Source organism: Gammaproteobacteria bacterium, from assembly GCA_024235095.1.
Classification (GTDB): domain Bacteria; phylum Pseudomonadota; class Gammaproteobacteria; order Competibacterales; family Competibacteraceae; genus UBA2383.
Genome location: JACKNC010000003.1, coordinates 605,733 through 624,784 on the forward strand (window position 1 = coordinate 605,733; position 19,052 = coordinate 624,784).

General features: G+C 56.2%; 15 protein-coding genes and 4 pseudogenes. 4 read left to right on the forward strand and 15 right to left on the reverse strand.

Features of this window, described 5'->3' with window-relative positions; translation table 11 throughout:
* Positions 1 to 99: 99 nt before the first annotated feature.
* Entirely contained in the window at positions 100 to 1,374 is a 1,275-nt protein-coding gene (locus H6973_19850) for a hypothetical protein (GenBank protein ID MCP5127779.1), read from the forward strand.
* Positions 1,375 to 1,439: 65 nt separating this feature from the next.
* On the opposite strand, the gene H6973_19855 is transcribed toward H6973_19850, so the two are convergent.
* The 3 genes from H6973_19855 to H6973_19865 are packed head-to-tail and all read right to left on the reverse strand — an operon-like array spanning position 1,440 to position 4,044.
* Complete coding sequence (locus H6973_19855) at positions 1,440 to 2,108, reverse strand: TrkA family potassium uptake protein (GenBank protein MCP5127780.1); 669 nt, start codon at positions 2,106 to 2,108, stop codon at positions 1,440 to 1,442.
* Positions 2,105 to 3,568, reverse strand: coding sequence for a TrkH family potassium uptake protein (locus tag H6973_19860; GenBank protein MCP5127781.1), 1,464 nt, complete (start codon positions 3,566 to 3,568; stop codon positions 2,105 to 2,107). The genes H6973_19855 and H6973_19860 overlap by 4 nt, the downstream gene beginning before the upstream one ends.
* Positions 3,565 to 4,044 (reverse strand): hypothetical protein, encoded by a 480-nt coding sequence (locus tag H6973_19865; protein MCP5127782.1) that lies wholly within the window; start codon positions 4,042 to 4,044, stop codon positions 3,565 to 3,567. The genes H6973_19860 and H6973_19865 overlap by 4 nt, the downstream gene beginning before the upstream one ends.
* A 122-nt stretch (positions 4,045 to 4,166) precedes the next feature.
* On the opposite strand from H6973_19865, the gene H6973_19870 reads away from it, so the two are divergent.
* Together H6973_19870 and H6973_19875 are read left to right on the forward strand one after the other, a co-directional pair.
* On the forward strand, positions 4,167 to 5,273 hold the full coding sequence (locus tag H6973_19870) for an efflux RND transporter periplasmic adaptor subunit (protein ID MCP5127783.1): 1,107 nt from the start codon (positions 4,167 to 4,169) through the stop codon (positions 5,271 to 5,273).
* A gap of 313 nt (positions 5,274 to 5,586) precedes the next feature.
* Positions 5,587 to 8,820: an EAL domain-containing protein gene (locus tag H6973_19875; protein MCP5127784.1), complete on the forward strand. Its 3,234-nt coding sequence runs from the start codon at positions 5,587 to 5,589 to the stop codon at positions 8,818 to 8,820.
* Positions 8,821 to 8,856: 36 nt separating this feature from the next.
* On the opposite strand, the gene H6973_19880 is transcribed toward H6973_19875, so the two are convergent.
* The 4 genes and pseudogenes from H6973_19880 to H6973_19895 form a co-directional block, all read right to left on the reverse strand.
* On the reverse strand, positions 8,857 to 9,459 hold the full coding sequence (locus H6973_19880; GenBank protein ID MCP5127785.1) for a DUF938 domain-containing protein: 603 nt from the start codon (positions 9,457 to 9,459) through the stop codon (positions 8,857 to 8,859).
* A 179-nt stretch (positions 9,460 to 9,638) separates the two neighbouring features.
* A complete protein-coding gene (locus H6973_19885; GenBank protein ID MCP5127786.1) occupies positions 9,639 to 10,574 on the reverse strand; it encodes an MBL fold metallo-hydrolase in 936 nt (311 codons plus the stop codon).
* A 60-nt stretch (positions 10,575 to 10,634) separates the two neighbouring features.
* Positions 10,635 to 11,563 (reverse strand): annotated as a pseudogene (locus H6973_19890) (IS1595 family transposase).
* A 115-nt stretch (positions 11,564 to 11,678) separates the two neighbouring features.
* Positions 11,679 to 12,068 carry a nitrogen fixation protein gene (locus tag H6973_19895; protein MCP5127787.1) on the reverse strand — a complete coding sequence of 130 codons (390 nt, stop codon included), beginning with the start codon at positions 12,066 to 12,068 and terminating at the stop codon, positions 11,679 to 11,681.
* Positions 12,069 to 12,563: 495 nt separating this feature from the next.
* Between H6973_19895 and H6973_19900 the strand changes: the two genes are divergently transcribed.
* Positions 12,564 to 12,953 carry a hypothetical protein gene (locus H6973_19900; protein ID MCP5127788.1) on the forward strand — a complete coding sequence of 130 codons (390 nt, stop codon included), beginning with the start codon at positions 12,564 to 12,566 and terminating at the stop codon, positions 12,951 to 12,953.
* Between the two features lie 285 nt (positions 12,954 to 13,238).
* Here the strand turns inward: H6973_19900 and H6973_19905 are convergent.
* The 8 genes and pseudogenes from H6973_19905 to H6973_19940 all read right to left on the reverse strand — a co-directional run bounded on the left by H6973_19905 (position 13,239) and on the right by H6973_19940 (position 19,050).
* Positions 13,239 to 13,361 (reverse strand): annotated as a pseudogene (locus H6973_19905) (hypothetical protein).
* Positions 13,358 to 14,532: pseudogene (locus H6973_19910) on the reverse strand (IS630 family transposase). The pseudogenes H6973_19905 and H6973_19910 overlap by 4 nt, the downstream one beginning before the upstream one ends.
* Positions 14,533 to 14,594: 62 nt before the next feature.
* Complete coding sequence (locus H6973_19915; GenBank protein ID MCP5127789.1) at positions 14,595 to 14,855, reverse strand: hypothetical protein; 261 nt, start codon at positions 14,853 to 14,855, stop codon at positions 14,595 to 14,597.
* 152 nt (positions 14,856 to 15,007) lie between these two features.
* Entirely contained in the window at positions 15,008 to 15,313 is a 306-nt protein-coding gene (locus H6973_19920) for an AAA family ATPase (protein ID MCP5127790.1), read from the reverse strand.
* An 87-nt stretch (positions 15,314 to 15,400) separates the two neighbouring features.
* Positions 15,401 to 16,683 (reverse strand): annotated as a pseudogene (locus tag H6973_19925) (UxaA family hydrolase).
* Between the two features lie 307 nt (positions 16,684 to 16,990).
* Positions 16,991 to 18,280, reverse strand: coding sequence for a glycerate kinase (locus H6973_19930; protein ID MCP5127791.1), 1,290 nt, complete (start codon positions 18,278 to 18,280; stop codon positions 16,991 to 16,993).
* Positions 18,281 to 18,485: 205 nt separating this feature from the next.
* Entirely contained in the window at positions 18,486 to 18,821 is a 336-nt protein-coding gene (locus H6973_19935) for a transposase (protein ID MCP5127792.1), read from the reverse strand.
* Positions 18,802 to 19,050 carry a hypothetical protein gene (locus H6973_19940; GenBank protein MCP5127793.1) on the reverse strand — a complete coding sequence of 83 codons (249 nt, stop codon included), beginning with the start codon at positions 19,048 to 19,050 and terminating at the stop codon, positions 18,802 to 18,804. The genes H6973_19935 and H6973_19940 overlap by 20 nt, the downstream gene beginning before the upstream one ends.
* Positions 19,051 to 19,052 lie beyond the last annotated feature (2 nt).

Sequence of the window (19,052 nt, forward strand, 5' to 3'; positions counted from 1 at the left end):
ACAGAAGGCGCATCTAGTGCAGCCGATGCCTCTTCCCGTTATTCACTGATGGCCCTGCGAGACAATTAGCTTTTCATCGCTTACTGTGAGGTCAATCTCTTGGATAATCAGACCAACGCGCATAGCCTGGATTTCTGTTCCGGGGTGCTTTGCATCGAGCTGAACAGTCAGTCGCCCCTGTTTACCAGTAAGACGCCGCCCTTACTGACCCCTAAAGCCGCTAATGATCTGGCCGATCGGGTTGCAGACGACTTGAATCGTCTGCTGGAGGAAGGGATTGCCCCTGCCGGCCTGGTGCTGGCCGGAGCGCTTTATGACCAGACCGATGTCTTTCGTCCCGGGTTTCCACTGTTAAGCGCCTTGGCCGATTTCATGCGCCGCGCCCCCCGCCCCGCCGGAGCGCCGCCGCCCCGCTTGGCGCTGGGTGCAAGCGGCGACCGCTTTCCGATTGACGCCCTCAACCCTCAGCCCCGATCGAGTTTTGGACCCTTGGCGCTGTTACCGTTCTGTTTGGTGGGAACCAATGAGGTTATGGACCGCTTGTTTTTGGATATGGAAGAGAGTCTGACCCGGAATGGACAAGCCTCCCCCGCCACTCATGCAACCCTGCAAAGCGCGTTTGGCGTCCCGGTGATCAATCTGTTCTATGCAACCTTGGGCGATTTATGCGCCTGGCTGCGAACCCAGATGGAAAATAACGACTTGCGGGAACTGTGGCAATTGCTGGAGCCGGCCCTGTTCGAGCGGCCCGGTCCTCATCAGATCACACTGACAGACGGTGGCAACTGCTACCTGCTGATGGATGATGTGGCTTGGGCGCCGTTTTATACTTTTGATGACTGGGCGCGTTTTGGCCCTGGCCGGGGAGTTTCAACGAGCTGGTTAAGCGAGGGTTATCAGCGCTGGTTGCGACAATTCCGGTTGTATGCGGTGGCGCTGCCCGCCTATGGGTTGCCCTTGCGGCGGGTTCTGGGTGCGCCGGCGATTCAACAGGAGGAAACCGCCGCTGTCTTGGCTGCTCTTCAGGCAGCGCCGGCTTTAAACGAGGATTATTTGATCGAAACGGCTTACGCACAGGCCGGTAATACACCGCCGGCGCGAATGGTGGCGACTCAACATACCGAGAAGGAGCTGGATGTGATTGCCTACAGCCTGGCGACTTTTGCGTCCGATGGTGAGTTGCTGAGCCTGGAGCATTTTTACCCGTTGTCCGCTAATGGGTTAGGGATGATTGCCCGTCTCATTCAGGAACGGGGCGAGAGCCAGGGGATTTTGCCGGCCATCAAGCAACCCGGTTGGCTGACGTATTCGCCAACGGAGCGTTGCCTGGGCGCGCTTGACGAGAATGACCAGGTAGTGACGGCGCCAACATAATCTTATTGAAGATTCGATGATCGGACTTCAAATCAATGTCAGCATCAGGAATCGCTCAAAAGGGATCAATCGGATTCCGTCTCGGTTGGGGCGCCCATCCAGTGATCCCGCAATTCTCGCAGACTGCTTTCATGCGCAAGCAAAACCACCTCATCGCCGAGTTCAAGCTGAAAATCCTTAGCGGGCAGCATCATCTTATCATAGCGGTAGATGCAAATCGCCATGCACCGCTTTGGCAAGGATAAATCTGCGACTGCGCCGATTTCTTCCTCGCGCACTGCAAAAGAGAACAGTCGCGCACCATTTTTGAAAAAATTGGCGAAATCTTCCGGCAATGCGCCGCAGGCCAGATCGGCCAGCGCTTGCGCCGCCTGCCGATGCGGAATGATGAGATCCGTCAAACCCAGCTCCAGACAGACATGCTCGAATTCGGCATCCTCGATCTGGGTGATGATTCGGCTGAACCCCAGCGAACGCCCGACCAAGCTGGCCAGAATGTTGGATTGATCGTTGTCAGTCAGGCAGCACAGCACATCCGTGTGTTGTGGACCCACCTCGCGCAACATGGCCGGTTTGGAGCCATCGCCATGAATGAAACCACAATCCAGCATTTCCGCCAGCGCCTCGATGCGCTCCTTGTCCTTTTCGATAATCACTACATCTACTCGCCGGCGAATCAGAATGTCCGCCGCGCCGACCGTGATCGGACCGGCTCCCACGAATGCGACTCTCATTGCTCCTCCGAATGCCTGCCTAACCAAGTGCGAGGATAGACCAGAACCAGCAGCGCGATAATCTCCAGTCGCCCCATCAACATATCCAAGCACAACACCAGCTTCAGCGCGGGATGCAAATCCGGCGCAGTCACTCCGGCGCTCAGACCACAAGTCGCCAGCGCTGACGTCACCTCGAACAGAGCCGCCAGCGGTGCGATGCCGGCTAGTAGAAACGGCAACCAGGAGAGTAGCGCCGCCAAACCAAATGCTGCGACGATACCCACCGCCGCTTCGATTTCGCGTGACTCCAGGCGTCGACCGCCGATTTGCAACGCCAGGACAGCGTGACGCGGCACGGCAACGCGCGCCAGTAATAATTGCAACAAACGCAGTAGAATTAGCAACCGCAAAATCTTGACGCCGCCCGCCGTCGATCCCATGTCGCCGCCGATGCCCATGCTTACCATCAACACTAATTGAGCCGCATCCGGTAAATCAGCGATCGGCGTCGTGGCGAAGCCGGTGGTGGTCTGCGCGGAAACCGCGAGAAACGCCGCGTCGGCAAATCCATCATTTCCCGGAAAACCAGCAAGGGCAAAACTGGCGGCCAGCGCCAAAAAAGTCAGCAGAATACACCACAGCAAAGCCTGTAATTCCGGATCGGCGCCAAGTACGCGGATTCCTTTGATCCAGGAGCGAAATTGCAGCGAGAAAGAGATCGCGCCGAACAGCATGACGAGAGCCAATCCGGCGAGAACCGGCCATTGACCCAGGCGATCCAGCCGGTCATAACCGGCAAAGCCTCCGGTGGAAACTGCCGCCAGGGTGTGAATCACTGCATCAAACCAGCCGGCTCCCGCAATCCCGAGCAATAGCACGCCGCCAAGGGTCAGCGCCACATACACGGCCAGCACATGCCGTGCGCGCCAGCGAGTGCCCATCACTAACTCGGTAGAATCGGTCTCGACGCCCGCCAGGCGGCGGGTGGCCGCGCCTGGGGTCAGAATGAAGGCCAACGCCAGCACAGTGATGGCCAGTCCTCCGCACCATTGCAGCCAGGCGCGGGCGAACAGAAAGGCAGGACTGCGATCCTCGACCGTTGCGAGGGTGGACAGGCCGGTAGTCGTCACTGCGGAGATAGCTTCGAACAGGGCATCGATCATGCCCAAGCCCTCGGCCATTAAGGGCCAGATCATCGCCAGGGCGGCGGTCAGGAAGGTCAGAGCCGTGATAGCCAGTGCTTCATTAAGTTGAATGTGCGGCGGAGCATGAAGACGCGCCAGCCCTCGTCCAGCGATCCACAGAATCACTGTTACGATACCAAAGCGGAGCGCGGACAACGGGTTATCCAGGAACAAGGCGGCCAGTGCTGGAACGGCGGCCATGGCTACGATCGAGAGCAGCAAGACGCCGAAATATTTCAGCACGACCCGAGGCCGGACGGCGACTGCCAGCAACCGGACGCTTTGCCCGGTCATTGCTTCTTGCGCTGGGACAATAGCCAGACGGTAGCGGTATTCGCGGCTTCGCTGTCACCATGCCGGTCCGGGTGGCATAGCCAGAGGAGCCGGCGCAGAATGCCGGGCGGAATCACCGGTCGCCGCGATGCTCGGGTCGCCAGCGCCTTATAATAGCGATCCATCCATTGATCACGTTCGGTTTTCAGATCCACGCAGGCGCGTTCAAGCATCGCCAATTGATCGACCATCCCCAGATAGGCTTGCCGTTCCTGCGAGAGTTCCAACCGGATCATTTCCAGCTCCATGCGCAACAGGCGCATTTCCGCCTCGGGATCATGCTGTGGGGCATCGGAATCGAATTTAATGTGTCGATAACAAGCATGACAGTGACTATGCCAACTCCAGCCGATAAAGCGCGTCCCGCATTTAGCGCATTCACGAAGTTCACGGGCTGCCGGCAGTCCGGGTAAGGCCTGGGGATCAGTGTCGTTCATTTGTGAGGCTGTTAGGAGAATTTGCAACCTTGCATAGCATAGTAGATGGTAACAAAACTGTCGCTGTTCCCGTGACCGGACTGTTCAGGCGCGATCAAGATGAAAACCGGTAAGATATGTTTATGAAACATCATGGATTCTTCTGGATAGTGTTGATGCTAACCCTGTTGGCGGTCAGCGGTTTTGTCGGCTGGCGGTGGCTGGGTCCGATGACCGTGGAAATAACACATCCAATCCGGGGGCCGGCAGTGCGGGCAGTCTATGCCACGGGCACGGTGGAGCCGACAGTGATGTTGCCCATTGCGCCGCGCAACACCAGCCGCCTGGTGGAGCTTAAGGTTGATGAGGGCGACCGGGTTCATGAAGATCAACTGTTGGCGCGGCTAGAAGACGAGGATTTACGCAAGTCGGTGGATGAACTCGAAGCGCGCGCCCGTTTCGCCAAAACTCAGTTTGACCGCGCCCAGGCGCTGCTCAACCGGGGCCTGGGTACCGTGCTGGAACAAGACCGGGCGCGTTCCGAGTGGCAGGCGGCGGAGGCGGTTCTGGCCCGGGCGCAGATCTTGCGCTCGTTCATGACCCTGACGGCTCCAGCAGATGGGCAAATCCTGCAACGCGATGGGGAGGTCGGGCAGTTGATTCCCGCCAACCAGCCGGTTTTTTACTTTTCCTGCTGTGCTCCGTTGCGGCTCGAGGCGGAGGTCGATGAAGAAGACATTCTGTTGGTCAAACCGGGACAGCGGGTGTTGATTCGCGCCCCGGCCCTGCCTGAGCAGACTCTGGAAGGCCAAGTGGCGGAAATTACTCCGAAAGGCAACCCGGTCACGCGCAGTTACCGGGTGCGCATTGATTTTGTTGGCGATTGTCCGTTGCGCATCGGTATGACCGCCGAGGTGAATATCATTGTCGAGCAGCGCGAGAACGCGTTATTGATTCCATCGACTGCGGTGCTTAAGGGGCAGGTCTGGATAGTGCGTGAAAGCCGATTGCAACGTCAACCGGTTGAAATCGGAATTGTCGGTGAAGTGAAAACCGAAATCATTTCCGGTTTAACCGAGATGGATGTGCTGGTTGCGCGCCCTGTGAACCGGTTGCAGGAAGGACAGTGGGTCAGGGTTAATGCTCGCCCTTCCAGCTTGCGCTGTTCAAGCGACGTCACTGAAACCAGCACTGGCTTTTCCTGCAAGCCGCCGCTGGAGGTCAGCACCGTACCGAACGATCAACACTGACCTTTTTCCAGTTTGGCCAGACGTTCGCCTCATTCACCCTTCGACACGCCCGTGGACTGGCTGAGCAGTCGCTTGTTCATAGGTACCGGGGTTGTTGCAGCGGTATCAAAATACAGAGGGGTAATAATGCTGTGGTTGATTTCTATCAGCCGCATTTAAAATGTACTTCTTATCAGTAGATTAACTGATGTAACGTTTCATCTCCTCTCACTCGCTTGCAAGAGAGGGGCTGATGAAAAGGGTTCAGACCGGTTTTTTTATTGGCTGAAGACGTTAAAATATCCTTACTATGCTCAAGTCCAAGGGTATTCTTATGAATACGCCCCCCCAACCCCATTTTCCACTGTTCCTGTTGGGAGCTGCGATAGTTCTTATCACAGCGATTGGCGTTACCGGCTGGTTTTATGTCGAGCAACAACAAGTTGATCTGCGGCTGAACATTCAGGAAAAGCTGACTGCTATTGCTGATTTGAAAGTCCAGCAAATTGTTAATTGGCGCAAAGAACGTCTGAGCGACGCCCAGTTTTTCTTCAAAGCAGCTTTCGTCGCTCGTGATATCCAGGCTTTTCTGAACGAACCCACTTCTGAAAGCGCTCGGAATGAAATTCTCAATTGGCTGAATTTACTGAAAGATGGTGACCGCTACGCTCAGGTCACTTTATTCGATCCTCAGGGTGAGGCACGCATTGCTGTCCCAGATTGGCAGGTTGAGTCCTCTGTTTTTGTGCGAGAGGAGATTGCCAACGCACTGTCCGCCCGCGATGTCATCATAACCGAATTGCATCGCGAACCCTATGGCGACAGGGATATTCACTTCTCAATCCTGTTTCCGATTCTTCCTCCACACACCTTTTCCAGCCATTCTCCAGCTGATCCTTTAGGCGTTATTCTGCTGCGGCTCGATCCTTATCAATTCCTTTATCCGCTGATTCAGACTTGGCCCACGCCAAGCCAGACAGCGGAAACGCTACTCGTTCGCCAGGACGGTGATGAAATCGTATTTCTGAACGAGTTGCGCCATCGCTCGAACACGGCGCTCAGTCTGCGCTTGCCCCTGAACCCTTCATGGCCTTTACCTGCAGCGATGGCCATTCAAGGCCAGGAAGGCATCGTTGAAGGTCGGGACTACCGCCAGGTTCCAGTACTGGCCGCGTTGCGCGCTATTCCTGACACTTCCTGGTTCCTGATCGCCAAAGTGGACCAGGAGGAAATTTACGGGCCGCTCAAAAAACAGGCGACCGCTACCGGCATGATTGTGGCCTTGCTGATGTTAATCGCCAGTCTCGGCGTCAGTCTGATCTGGCGCCATCGGGATTCCCGCTGGCTCCAGCGGCAACTGGTCATTGAGCGTCAGCGCCAGATGTTGGCCGAACGCGTCGAGCATCTGCTGAAAAACGCCAATGACATCATCCTGCTGACTGACGCCAAGGGCTGTATTCTGGAAGCCAATGATCGCGCTCTGGAAAGTTACGGCTACTCCCTGGAGGAGATGCAGCAAATGGATATCGTAAACCTGCACACGCCGGAAGCGTGCCCTGGATGCGCCCCTTATTTGACGCAATTGCTCAATGAAAAGCGCGCACTCCTGGAAACTGAACATGTCCGGCGCGATGGCTCCACCTTCCCGGTCGAAATCAGCAGTTGCGTCGTGGAAATCGGCGGAGTCAATTATCTGTTGGGCATCCTCCGCGATATCACCCAGCGCAAGGCGCACGAACGGGAAATCGAACGGCTTACTCGACTTTATGCAGCATTAAGCCAGGTTAACCAGGCCGTGGTGCGAGCGACCGGTCATCAGGATCTTTGTGATGAGGTGTGCCGCGTTCTGGTGGAGTTTGGCGGTTTTCGCATGGCGTGGATTGGTCAGCTTGATCCAGAAACTCATGCGATTGCTGTTATCGCGCAATGTGGCGATGAGTCGGATTACCTTGGCGATATTCGCATACGCGCCGATGATTGCCCTGAAGGCCGTGGTCCCACAGGCGTGGCGATTCGTGAGAATCGCCCCTGTATCTGTAATGATCTTATGCGCGATCCACGCACCCTGCCTTGGCGCGAGAAAATGATGAAACAAGGCTTTCACGCTTCGGCGGCGTTTCCCATTCACCTGGATGACCGGGTGTGGGGAACCTTAAATATTTATCTCGCCGAAAGCGGTTTTTTTGGCGAACGCGAGATTGCATTGCTGGAAGAAGCGGTCACGGATATCTCTTTCGGACTGGATCATCTTGAAAAAACAGAACGCATTCAGCACCTTGCCTATTATGATGCGCTGACCGATTTGCCTAACCGAGCCTTTCTCCGGGAGCGCGCTGCTCAGGCGCTGGCCACTGCCCACCGCAAAGGAACCGAGGTTGCACTACTGTTTCTTGATCTGGATCACTTCAAGAATATCAATGATTCACTGGGTCATTCGGTGGGCGATCAGCTACTGCAAGCGGTCTCCATGCGCCTGAAGAATGCCGTGCGGGAAACTGATGTTGTATCGCGGCTCGGCGGGGATGAGTTTCTGGTGATTCTTACCGAGACCAGCCTGGAGGGCGCAACACAAGTCGCTCGAAAAATACAGGAAATCTTTGAACGCTCCTTTGAATGGAACAGCCGGATTTTGCATCTTTCCACCAGCATTGGCATCAGTCTGTATCCCCGGGACGCCAGCGACTTTGAATCGCTGCTGCGCTATGCCGACGCGGCGTTGTACCGGGCCAAAGAGAGCGGACGGAATACTTTTCACTTCTTCCATCCGGAAATGAATGCGGCGGCGCAGGAGCGGCTGGTGCTGGAGGAAGCCTTGCGCCAAGCCCGGTCCCGTGACGAACTTGAGCTTTACTATCAACCACAGGTGGCGCTGGACAGCGGTCGACTGATTGGACTGGAGGCGTTGCTCCGCTGGCGTCATCCAGAACGCGGTCTGATCGCTCCGGCCAAATTCATTCCGGTGGCGGAAAGCAGCGGCCTGATTGTTGAAATTGGCGCCTGGGTGTTGTGCGAGGCCTGCCGCCAGAATCAGGTCTGGCGGGAAGCAGGATTATTCAGGGTTCCCATCGCAGTCAATCTGTCCGCTGTGCAAATTCGTCATGGCAACCTGTTGGCGATCATCCAACAAATACTGGCTGAAACCGGTCTTCCGGCGACGGAACTTGAACTGGAAGTCACGGAAAGCCTGTTGGTGGACCATAATCAGACGGTGCTTGACCTGTTTCGGGATTTGAAACATCTGGGCGTCAAGTTCTCGATTGATGATTTCGGCACCGGTTATTCCAGCCTGGCCTATCTCAAGCGCTTCCCCGTCGACAAACTCAAGATCGACCAATCCTTCATTCGCGACATCATAAACGACTCAGATGACCTGGCTATTGCGCGCACCGTGGTCAGTATCGGCCACAGTTTGCGTCTCAAAGTAATCGCCGAAGGCGTAGAGAATCTGGAAACGATTTGCCTGCTGCAGAAAATGCGTTGCAATGAAGCCCAAGGCTACTTTTTCGCCAAACCCATGCCGGCTGCGGAAATACCGCAGTGGTTGACCGGCCGGTCATTGAGCAGGTAATTCCACAGCACATTATCTAATATACCGGCGGTATCCTTAATTTTTTACCCAAACTAGAGTACGGTTATTGACCGGCATTGAGTAATCGCGCAGCAGCCGCAGGCTATTCTCCCGCGCCAGACGGTCGAGATCATCAAAATCCCGAATGCCGCTGGCCGGGTCGCGATCTTTCAGGAAGGCGTCAAATTCCGCGTTGCTGGCGCTGGTATAGCAACTGCCATAGTTGAATGGCCCATACAAGCAGAAAGCGCCGCCCGGCTGGAGCACTCGACCCACTCCCCGGAATAAGCCCTCCACGGCAGGCCAATTCATGATGTGGGTGGTATTTGCGGAAAAGACCCCTCCTGCCTGGGTAACCGGCCATGGTTTACAGCAAGCATCCAACGCCAGTGGCGGGCGCAGATTTGACAATCCCGCTTCCGCGACCCACATCCAAATGCCCGGCAGGCAGTCCGCCTGATCGGTCGGTTGCCAATCCAGATGCGGCAATTCCCGGGCAAAATGAACAGCATGTTGCCCGGTGCCTGCGCCGATCTCCAGAATCAATCCCGGTTCGCTAAAAACTTCCCGTAATACCTTGAGAATCGGTTCCTTGTTCTGTTCGCAGGCTTCGGAATAAGGCTTGGCGTGAAAGTTCATGGCGTTTCCTGGAAGTAAGGCAGCCCACAAATGCGAATTAAGAGCTAACTAATATCCTTAAATATAAATATGTTACGTTACTCATCGAATTGCTGACGAAAATCCAGAAATCGGGTTTTCAACGAGTTGAGGATGAAGCTCTTAATTCGCATACAAGCATTTTAAGAAGTAAAGCTCTCTCAGGCCAGTTCCACCACGTCGCCATTGCCCACAAACAGTTCATTCTGCGAACCATTGCGGGCTGAGCCGCGCAGGACGGGTAAACCGGTTTCGAGCATCTTCTCCACAGCCCGCCGACCAGTGCAGTGGTTGCAGGCCAGTTTAGCGATGCCGTACTGACCCAGGGACTCGACCATTCGATCCCGCGACTCGTCCCAGTCCTCCAGGGGCGCGATGTGGAGTCCACCGTAGAGCGCGTGAATGCGATCGCCACCCTGGAAGGTGCGACGGGCGTAATCCAGCAAATTCAGTACGCCGCCATGTCCGCAACCGGTCATCATGGCCATGCCTCGGTCCCGAATCCGGGCGTAAAGCACGTTTTCGCCATCCACGCGCAGCAGAGTATGCATAGGGAAATTGACTATAGCCAGTCCAGGAAATAACAGCAGTGGCTGATCAGGGGGGATCGTAATCAAGCGACCCGTGTGGCCTTGCTCTTTGATAAAGGCCAGCCCTTTTGGATGAAAGCCTTCCGGGATATAGAGGGTGATGTGTGGACAATGCCGAAGGGTTGAGCCGATTCCCCAGAAGTGATCAAAATGCTCGTGACTGATCACCAGCGCTTCGATTTGTCCGTCCTTCAAGAGTTGATCAATCCCTTCCTCGGCGAAACGTTTATCCATCCAGGCTGGATTCCAACCGGTGTCGAATAACACGCGATGTTGGGCGCCATCAGCGGTTTCCGCTTCCAGCAGGGCGGCGAATCCGGCAGCGTTATCCTTATGCAGGTCGCCAAACGGCGGCCATGGGATAGCATACTGGTCGATCTCAGCGCCACCAGCGTCCCGAATGTCGTCAAAGACTTCCTTGGTGTCGAACCAGCCGGTTTCGGAGATGCAGAGAATCCGCAAACGGTTCAGAACGCCAATGTCCAAAAGTGATTGAACGGTAGTCATGACCATAACCTCCTGCTGTAAAATTATTGGCTCAATATGGATTCCAGTCAGTTGGCGTTGTTAGGCGACCAGCAGTTCCAAGAGAGGTCTGAGCAAGCCTTTGCCCCGAATGCGGACGTTATGCACGAACTGAAAGAAGCCCAGGTAGAGCGGCAGCTTTTCTTGCGAAATTCCTCGATGGGGTCGCAACCAGGAACGCAACAGGGACCAGAAACCCTCAGCGGTATTAACATGAATCTCATGGAAGCCATCGCCATCGTCGTCGCGGGCGTATTCACCCCGGCTGTGACACACCGTATGATGATCAAAGCCCCAATCCTTCAATGGGTTATAGATTGCATATTCATCGGTATACACCCGGGTTCCCGGGGCGATGAAAGTCTGAAGGAGCGGTTGGATGGTCGCTTGCTGGACATTATCCAGCATCCGGACGACCACCGCGCCGCCGCGCTCAATCATGCCGAGAATCGGCGGCTTTTCCTGCTCCAGGGTGCCTCGACCCCGTGCCCCCTTCAGCCGGCGACGCCGCCCGCGGCGGCCTTTTTTTTCACCGCGTCCGGATGCCCTTTATGCCCGGCCACCATATAGACCTCGTCGCATTCCACTTCCCCCGCCAAGGTGGGTTCGGGTTGGCGGGCGACGATACCTTGGCGCAGTTGCTCGGTCATCCGCTGCACGTCGTCCGGATTCAACGCCAACTCTTGGGCAATCTGGGCATTGGACAAGTTCAAACCCATAAAATATAAACATAATATCCAAATTCGTAACGGCGGGTGGTGGCCGGCCAACACCGTCCCGGTTAGATCGTCAAAAGAGCGATGGCACCCGGCACACCGATATTTCTGTCGCGCCGGTTGGGTCGTGTCGTGACCCTGCTTCGTCACGTTCGCCGCCCCACAATGGGGGCAGTGAACCCCATCGGGCCAGCGCAGTTGGCGGACCGTTTCGTAACACCGGACATCGTCCAGTAGATTCTGAAGGTTGATCATCGACGGGAAACCTGGAGCGCGGCGGTTCAAAACCTCTTCAGTGTAGCTCCTGTCCCTTGGCAGGGCGAGCCATCTTCAACAGCCTGGAATCCATATTGAGCCAATTATTTACCCTTTAGTGATGACAGTGGCCTTCGTGTCGATGATGATGCTCCCCTTCGCCATGTGCATGCGGCTCCGGGGTTCCCATCGCCAACGCGCCCGCCAGATAAGCGGAAACGGCCTGATCAGGATCGGTTTCCGGCGTCACCAGACCGGTAATGCCTTTCATAGCCAGTCGTTGCCACAGTCCTTGACCCATGCCGCCAGCGATCAGAACCTGCACGTCATCCAAGGGATGCGGTTCGTGTGGTGAACTGTCATGAAAGCTTTGGTCCTTGGGCAATTCGAGCAACTCCTTGTTCACCGTCTTACCCTGTTCGACCTGATAGATCCAGAATTTGCGACACCGACCGGCATGTTCGGTGATCGCGTGGCGATTTTGACTGGCAACAGCGATTTTCATGGTTGAAGCTTCCTCGCAGGAATTGAATAGGGCGATCCTTATTCGCTGATCACAAAAAACTAATTAATATCATTGGTGCAAGCCACCAGCATTGCGAATTCTCAAACAATGCGCACGACCCTTGATCATGTCAATCGCGATTACCTGGAATGTCTATAATCTATTGATGAAAAAGTATTCGGCGCTTGGGCAACCGTACTGTTCTGACTATAAACAGGGTTTTACAAAAATAGTGCTGTTCGATAGAGTTGTTCCCACTTAGGGCAATTTTGACAAAGCCTTTCCGAACAAGTAGATACCGTCTTGACTGTCAAGGAACGGAAATCCAGTTGATCTGATAGAGTTGTTGATGTTTGAGGACGCCGAACACCAGGTGGACGAGTTTGCGCATGGCCGCGCCGTATGAATTTGGGGTTTTAGTATAAAAACCATGTCTGGAACACTACCCAATTCGAAACTTCGCTTACACTGGGTCAAGAATCAGGAGATTGAGAAATGACTGAAGGAAGTAAAAACGATTTTGTCGAGAGAAGAGGAGGGCAAGACCTGCTGCTGCGGATCATGAGTGGGTTAGGCATTGTCGGCTGGGCATTCCTGTTGGTGGTAATGGTCGTGATTGATCGTGCGAAACCGGATGATCCCGCCTTCATTCCCAATGAACGCATTTTTGAGATGACTGGCACTCCTTATCACCTGCGGACGACCTGGGATCAGAGTCTGTTAACCTATATTTTTTATCTGTTAAGCGTCGGTCTCGTTCTGGGGATCATCGGTCTGGCCGTCAATTCCCGGCGGCATCGACGTCGTGGTGATTATTACCCGATTCATCTAGTGCTGTTAACCGCAATCTCAGCCATCGGTATTCTCTATTACCTTATTTTCTGATGACCCTCGGCAAACAGGCTTCAGGAGAGTTGGGATCTGATCAGGATACGTATAATAAAGTTATCACTTCGATTGATGAAGGTGGAATTGTGAGTCCTTGGCCACCGAACAGTGGGTTCAAAAAACGCTCGTTTTTTTCAGGCTCTTCGAGGGTTTTTGTGGAATCGGCCCGTGTGACCGGAGATCAGCCACACCAAGTGGGCCATATATCTTTCAAGATCAATTTGTTAGTTTCATAGTCAGCTCGCCGGTTGGGTTGCTCCACAAAAACCCTCGAAGAGCCAAAAATACCAAGGATACGATAGATGAGTCGGGTTCCGTCTTGATCAACTGCAGGGCCGGACGCACCGTGTTGGCGGTAGTATGCACCGCGCCAGAGACGAGGCCATCGACATCGCCCACCGCTAGTGGGCTGACACAGAAGTTTTGACAGGTTCAGAGGTTTCTAGGTCCACCGGGGTTTCAGAAGATTTCAAGGGAGGATAGAGGCGCTTGAGTTTGACCCGGGCCAAGTCGGTGCCGAACTGCCAGTGGATTTTGGTCTGACGTAGGTTGCGTGGGCCTTGCCAAGCGGCGATTTCCTTCCGCAAAGTTTCGAGGTTCGCAATGCGGCGATTCAAACACTGGCCGGCGAGAACAGCGAACTCACATTCCGCCATATTGAGCCAACTGCCATGCTTGGGGGTGTAATGAAATTCGAGCTTGCGGGTGATCCGGCGGGCTTCCTCTGGAGAAAAGACACTATACAAGGCCGCAGGAGTGTGGGTATTGAGGTTATCCACGACCAACCGGATTCGCTCCGCCTTCGGAAAGTACACATCAACGAGTTGCTGCATTTGCTGGGCAAAATCGCGTTTGGTGCGCTGTTTCGTGACATTAACATGACGCCACCCGCGCAAGGGTTGTACGAATAGAAATAAATTGGCGGTGCCTTCGCGTTTGTATTCACAGTCATAGCGCGCCGGTTGACCCGGGCGGGCGGGTTGAGGACAGCGGGTTTCGCTGGTCAATTGCACCGGACTTTCATCGAAGCACACTTGGGGGTATTGAGGATCATCGGGTTCGGCGTACAGGTCCAACACATCCTCCATATGCCAAACATAATCGGGACTGACACTGGGAATACACCATTCTTGACGTTGCCAGGGTTTGAGGTCGTTTTTTTAAGGATGCGCCGCACACTCTCACGGGAAATGGCTTCGATGGGCCGGAGTTCCATGAAGCGGTCCGCTAACAATTGGAGAGTCCACTGACAACGGCCAGCGGGCGGGGTACTACAGGCCAAGGCGACCAGAAAGGCGGCCTGTTTGCCGGTCAAGGCCGGGGGCAAACCGACTCGTGGCCGCTCGCTTAACGCCGCCAGCAACCCTTCGTCGACAAACCGTTGACGGGTACGATGAACGGTCGAAATCCCCAAGTGAAGGCTTTGGGCAATGGCCTCATCCGTCGCCCCTTCCGCAGCCTGCAGCAACACATGGGCACGGGCAACCTTGCGCGCCGCTGCCTTGCCTTTATGAATGACCTTCAGCAGGTCTTCCCGCTCCTCTTCAGTTAGATCAACCAGATACTTGTGGGCCATGGTGATTCCTCCTGTTGATCTCAACCATAGGGCACCCACCGCTACCTGTCAAAACTTCTGTGTCAGCCCACTAGCATCATCGTGCCGAGTACCACCGTGTCCTGCAGCTGTTCGCGCGCCTGACCGGGCGTAAGACCTTTATTCTTGCGCAATTCGACCATGCGTTCCACATACCGCTCGCGTACGGCTTCCGGCTCGATAATTTCCACGGTGGGCGGCAGGTCGACACCCTGTCCGGCGGCCACCGCTTCGATGGTAACGCGCGAACCGAGCAGCACACAGCGAGCGATGCCCTTTTCCGCGCATACGACGGCGGCGCGAATGGTGCGCGGTGTCGTCGGCGAGAACCGCGCTCGGCATGTGGTCGATCTGGGTGGCGGTGATAAAACCGTCGTTGGCCACGCTCAGGATGGGCAAGCCGCTCGCGAAAGCGTGCGAGGCCAGCTTGCGATGGATGGCCTCGGTGTGCAAGCTCTCAGACTAGCACGTCGGTACCTTCAGCGGCGCGCAGGCACAAGCCGACGAGGTCTTCCAGCAGATCTGGTTCCTGGCCAGCCGCCAACCGCTCGTCCGCTCGGACGAGCGACACCGGATCGGGCATCTCAATCGCATAGATCGCGCGGGCGAAGTGAAGCGAAGGCTCGTTAGCCGCCTCCTCCTGCGCTACCGGCTTGACAAAGTTGACCCAATACCCCTGTCGTTGCAGGGCGCGGACCACGCCGAGGGCGACGGGCTTCAACCCGACGTTCTGACGGATGGGAATCAGGTAGAAAATCTGCATCACGAACACTCCAGGCGATCACGGGCACCACTTCGCACGCCAGAACTTCGATCGCAGACGATGGCACGTACTCCAACGATCTTGACATCAGGTCACGGGTCCCGGATTGAACAGGACCAGCGCGTTATGCAGCTTCCACTGTTCGGCCCAGGTTTTCTGGCACCCGCTGGCCACCTCCAACAGCTGGCGGAACAGCTCCCGGCCGACTTCCTCAATGGTGGCTTCGCCGGTGGCGATGCGGCCGGCGTCAACGTCCATGAGGTCATGCCAGCGACGGGCCAAATCGTTGCGGGTGGCGACCTTGATGACGGGTGCGGCAGCCAAGCTGTAGGGCGTACCACGTCCGGTGGTGAAGACGTGCAGCGTCATGTCCGCCGCCAGTTGCAGCGCGCCGTGAGCTGGTCGATGCCGGCGCGTACTTCGGTGATTTCGGAGAACAGCACGGTGGCGCCGGCCCGGACCAGGAGATCCGTGCAAAAACCGACGGCCGGGTTGGCGGTGACCCCGGAAAAGGCGTCGCTGCCGCCACATTGCACGCCCACCACCAGCTCCGAGGCCGGGCAGGTTTCGCGCCGGTGTGCGTTGAGCTGTTCCAGATGCGACTCGGCGCGGGTCATGATCGAGGCGATCATCGACATAAAGCCGATGTGATGATCGTCTTGCAGACACACGACGTCCAGAGGAGGCTCGGCGTTTTCGCCCACATCGGCCACGGGACGTTCGTCGATGATCGGGATTGTGCCTGGCGGCAGTAGGCGCTGCGGTTGCAGCTTCTCGCAACCGAGACTCACGACCAGGACCTCGCCGCCGAAGTTGGGGTTGAGGCTGAAGTTGCGCAGGGTGCGGATCGGTACGACTGTGTCCGGCGCATCAATAGCTACGCCACAGCCATAGGTATGCTCCAATCCCACCACATCATCGACGTGGGGATATTTCGGCAGCAGCTCCTCCCGGATGCGCTGGACCACGACATCGACCACGCTCGCCACGCACTGCACGGTGGTGGTGATGGCCAGGAGATTGTGCGTACCGACCGAGCCGTCCGGGTTGCGGTAGCCCTCGAAGGCTACACCTTCGAGGGGTGGCGGCGCTATCGGTTCCCGGGTAGCGATGGGTAGGTCATCGAGCGCACGCGCCTCGGGCATTCGCAACCGCCGCTCATGCACCCAACCACCGGCTGGAATGTCCTGCAGGGCGTAACCGATCGTGGCGTTGTAACGGAGCACGGGTTGCCCGGCGGCGAGCGCGACCAGCGCCACTTTGTGGTCCTGTGGTACGGATTCGGTCAGGACCAGGCCGCAGGGAAAGCGGGCGCCGGCTGGCAGACCGTGGGTATTGACGACGATCGCCACGTTGTCTTGGGGATGGATTTGATGCAGAAGGGTTCTTCGGTAGAGGTTTGCGGGTGGCTGGACATGAGGGTGGACGCTCCTGATCGAATCGGTGGCAAGGGGTCGGCGGAACCTGTTTTTGCGGCGCCCGGTCCTGCGGGTGGCGCGGCGTTATCGGGCAACGCGGGGGCATCACGTCGCTATGTTCAGCGCAGTGGTAGGTGAAGATGGCCACGCCATCGCCGGTGATAAATCCGTGCTAGGTGACTTCCCGTTTACAGAAAGGACACCTTTCGACCGGGATCGATGAAAATCTGATGCGATTATTCATTAGCGCACACTCCATTTACCGCCTGGCGGGTTCGGTCACCAGGATCGCCCGAAAATCATTGACGTTGGTCAAGGTCGGCCCGGTGATCACTGAATTACCCAAGGCTTGGAAAAAGCCATGACCGTCGTTGTTGGCTAAACGCTCGCGCGGCTTAATGCCTTGCGCCCAGGCGCGGGCCAGGGTGTCCGGCGCGAGATACGCGCCGGCGATGTCTTCCTGACCATCCACCCCGTCGGTGTCGCCGGCCAGGGCGTGGATGCCGGGCTGACCGTCCAGGGCGATACCCAGCGCCAGCAGAAACTCGACGTTGCGCCCGCCGCGTCCCTGACCACGCACCGTCACGGTGGTTTCGCCGCCGGAGAGCAGTACGCAGGGCGGCGAAAACGGCTGGCCGCGCAAGGCGACCTGCCGGGCAATGCCGGCCATGACCGTCCCCACGTCGCGCGCTTCGCCTTCCAGACTGTCACCCAGAATGTGAATGGCGAGGCCCGCCCGACGGGCTACGGTGGCAGCGGCTTCCAGCGCCATTTGCGGGGTCGCGATGAGATGCGTCTCGCCGCTGGCCAAACGCGGATCGCCCGATTTGACTGTTTCGCCCACCCCGCTTTTCAGCAGCGTTCGCGCGGTGGGCGGCGCGTCGATCCCGTAGCGGGCAAGAATCGCCAAGGCGTCGGCGCAGGCGGTCGAATCGGCCACGGTCGGCCCGGAGGCGATGTCCATGGGGTTGTCGCCGGGTACATCGGAGATCAGTAGCGTCACCACCCGGGCCGGGTGACAGGCCGCCGCCAGCCGGCCACCCTTGATCGCCGACAGGTGGCGGCGCACACAGTTTATCTCCGAGATCGTCGCCCCACTGTTGAGTAAGGCGCGATTGATCGCCTGTTTGTCCGCCAGGGTCAGTCCTTCCCCTGGCAGCGGCAACAGGGCCGAGCCGCCGCCGGAGATCAGGCACAGCACCACATCGTTGGCGTTCAACCCACGCACCTGGTCGAGAATTCGCCGGGCGGCGGCAAGACCGGCAGCGTCTGGCACTGGATGGGCGGCTTCGATAATCTCGATGCGCGGGCAAGGCACGGCGTAGCCGTAGCGGGTCACCACCAACCCCTCTAGCGGACCGGGCCAATGGTCTTCCACCGCCTTAGCCATGGCTGCCGACGCCTTGCCGGCGCCAATCACGATCAGCCGGCCGGCGGGCGGTTCTGGCAAATAGGGCGGCACACACCGCGCCGGTTGGGCGGCGGCAATGGCGGTCTCGAACATCTCCCGCAATAACGCCTGGGCGTCGACAGTCTTCGGTGTGTCCATGATCTTCTCCGCGGGGGGTGATACCGATTCTCAATGGAATTTGAAGTGTGAATTCTGGTTCTGTTACGTTAGCTGAGAGGGTCCGATTTCGGTAAGCTACACGGCCCCTGTTCTGACTTGAGAACCCGCATGATCGACTTTAGAGGCCACCGCTTTGAACGAGACCTCATTCTGACGAGTGTCCGGTGGTACAGTCAAACAGTTTTTAGATAGTTTTAAAAACCGCTGTTAGAGCATCAAAAAGATTTTGGCAATTTAGAAGGATTTTTTTCAATTTTCCCTTGAGAATAGCCCAATAGTTTTCGATAGGATTCAAATCAGGTGAATAAGGAGGTAAGAATAACAATTGGTGCCCATTTTCTTCAATAATATTTCTTGTCTCTTCGGATTTATGGAAACTCGCATTATCCATAACGATAATGCAATTTTTTGGAAGCACAGGGATTAGGCATTTCTCAAGCCAATTATTAAATATCTCCGTATCCGTATTACATGCATAGGCTAGGGGAGCAATGATTTCATTATTGATGAGACCACTTATTCAGTTTTTCAGTGGGTTTGCTTTTCCGCTCACCGATAATAATTTCGCCTCTTGGACTCCAACCCCATTCATTTCTAATATTGTCGTGAAATCCAGATTCATCAACATATTGGGCTCCATTTTCACGCGACGCATTTTGCTCTACTCGTTGAGTAAACTCCATTCTTTCTTGTTCATCTCTTCCTTCGTACAGAAACGTTTTTTTATAAGTGATCTTGAGTGCCTTCAATC

Bases quoted from the DNA above. Each gene is read 5' to 3' on its own strand.
- H6973_19920 (MCP5127790.1), bottom strand. From the start codon at position 15,313: ATGCAGATTTTCTACCTGATTCCCATCCGTCAGAACGTCGGGTTGAAG.
- H6973_19875 (MCP5127784.1), top strand. From the start codon at position 5,587: ATGAATACGCCCCCCCAACCCCATTTTCCACTGTTCCTGTTGGGAGCT.
- H6973_19885 (MCP5127786.1), bottom strand. From the start codon at position 10,574: ATGACTACCGTTCAATCACTTTTGGACATTGGCGTTCTGAACCGTTTG.
- H6973_19855 (MCP5127780.1), bottom strand. From the start codon at position 2,108: ATGAGAGTCGCATTCGTGGGAGCCGGTCCGATCACGGTCGGCGCGGCG.
- H6973_19930 (MCP5127791.1), bottom strand. From the start codon at position 18,280: ATGGACACACCGAAGACTGTCGACGCCCAGGCGTTATTGCGGGAGATG.
- H6973_19895 (MCP5127787.1), bottom strand. From the start codon at position 12,068: ATGAAAATCGCTGTTGCCAGTCAAAATCGCCACGCGATCACCGAACAT.
- H6973_19900 (MCP5127788.1), top strand. From the start codon at position 12,564: ATGACTGAAGGAAGTAAAAACGATTTTGTCGAGAGAAGAGGAGGGCAA.
- H6973_19870 (MCP5127783.1), top strand. From the start codon at position 4,167: ATGAAACATCATGGATTCTTCTGGATAGTGTTGATGCTAACCCTGTTG.
- H6973_19880 (MCP5127785.1), bottom strand. From the start codon at position 9,459: ATGAACTTTCACGCCAAGCCTTATTCCGAAGCCTGCGAACAGAACAAG.
- H6973_19865 (MCP5127782.1), bottom strand. From the start codon at position 4,044: ATGAACGACACTGATCCCCAGGCCTTACCCGGACTGCCGGCAGCCCGT.
- H6973_19860 (MCP5127781.1), bottom strand. From the start codon at position 3,568: ATGACCGGGCAAAGCGTCCGGTTGCTGGCAGTCGCCGTCCGGCCTCGG.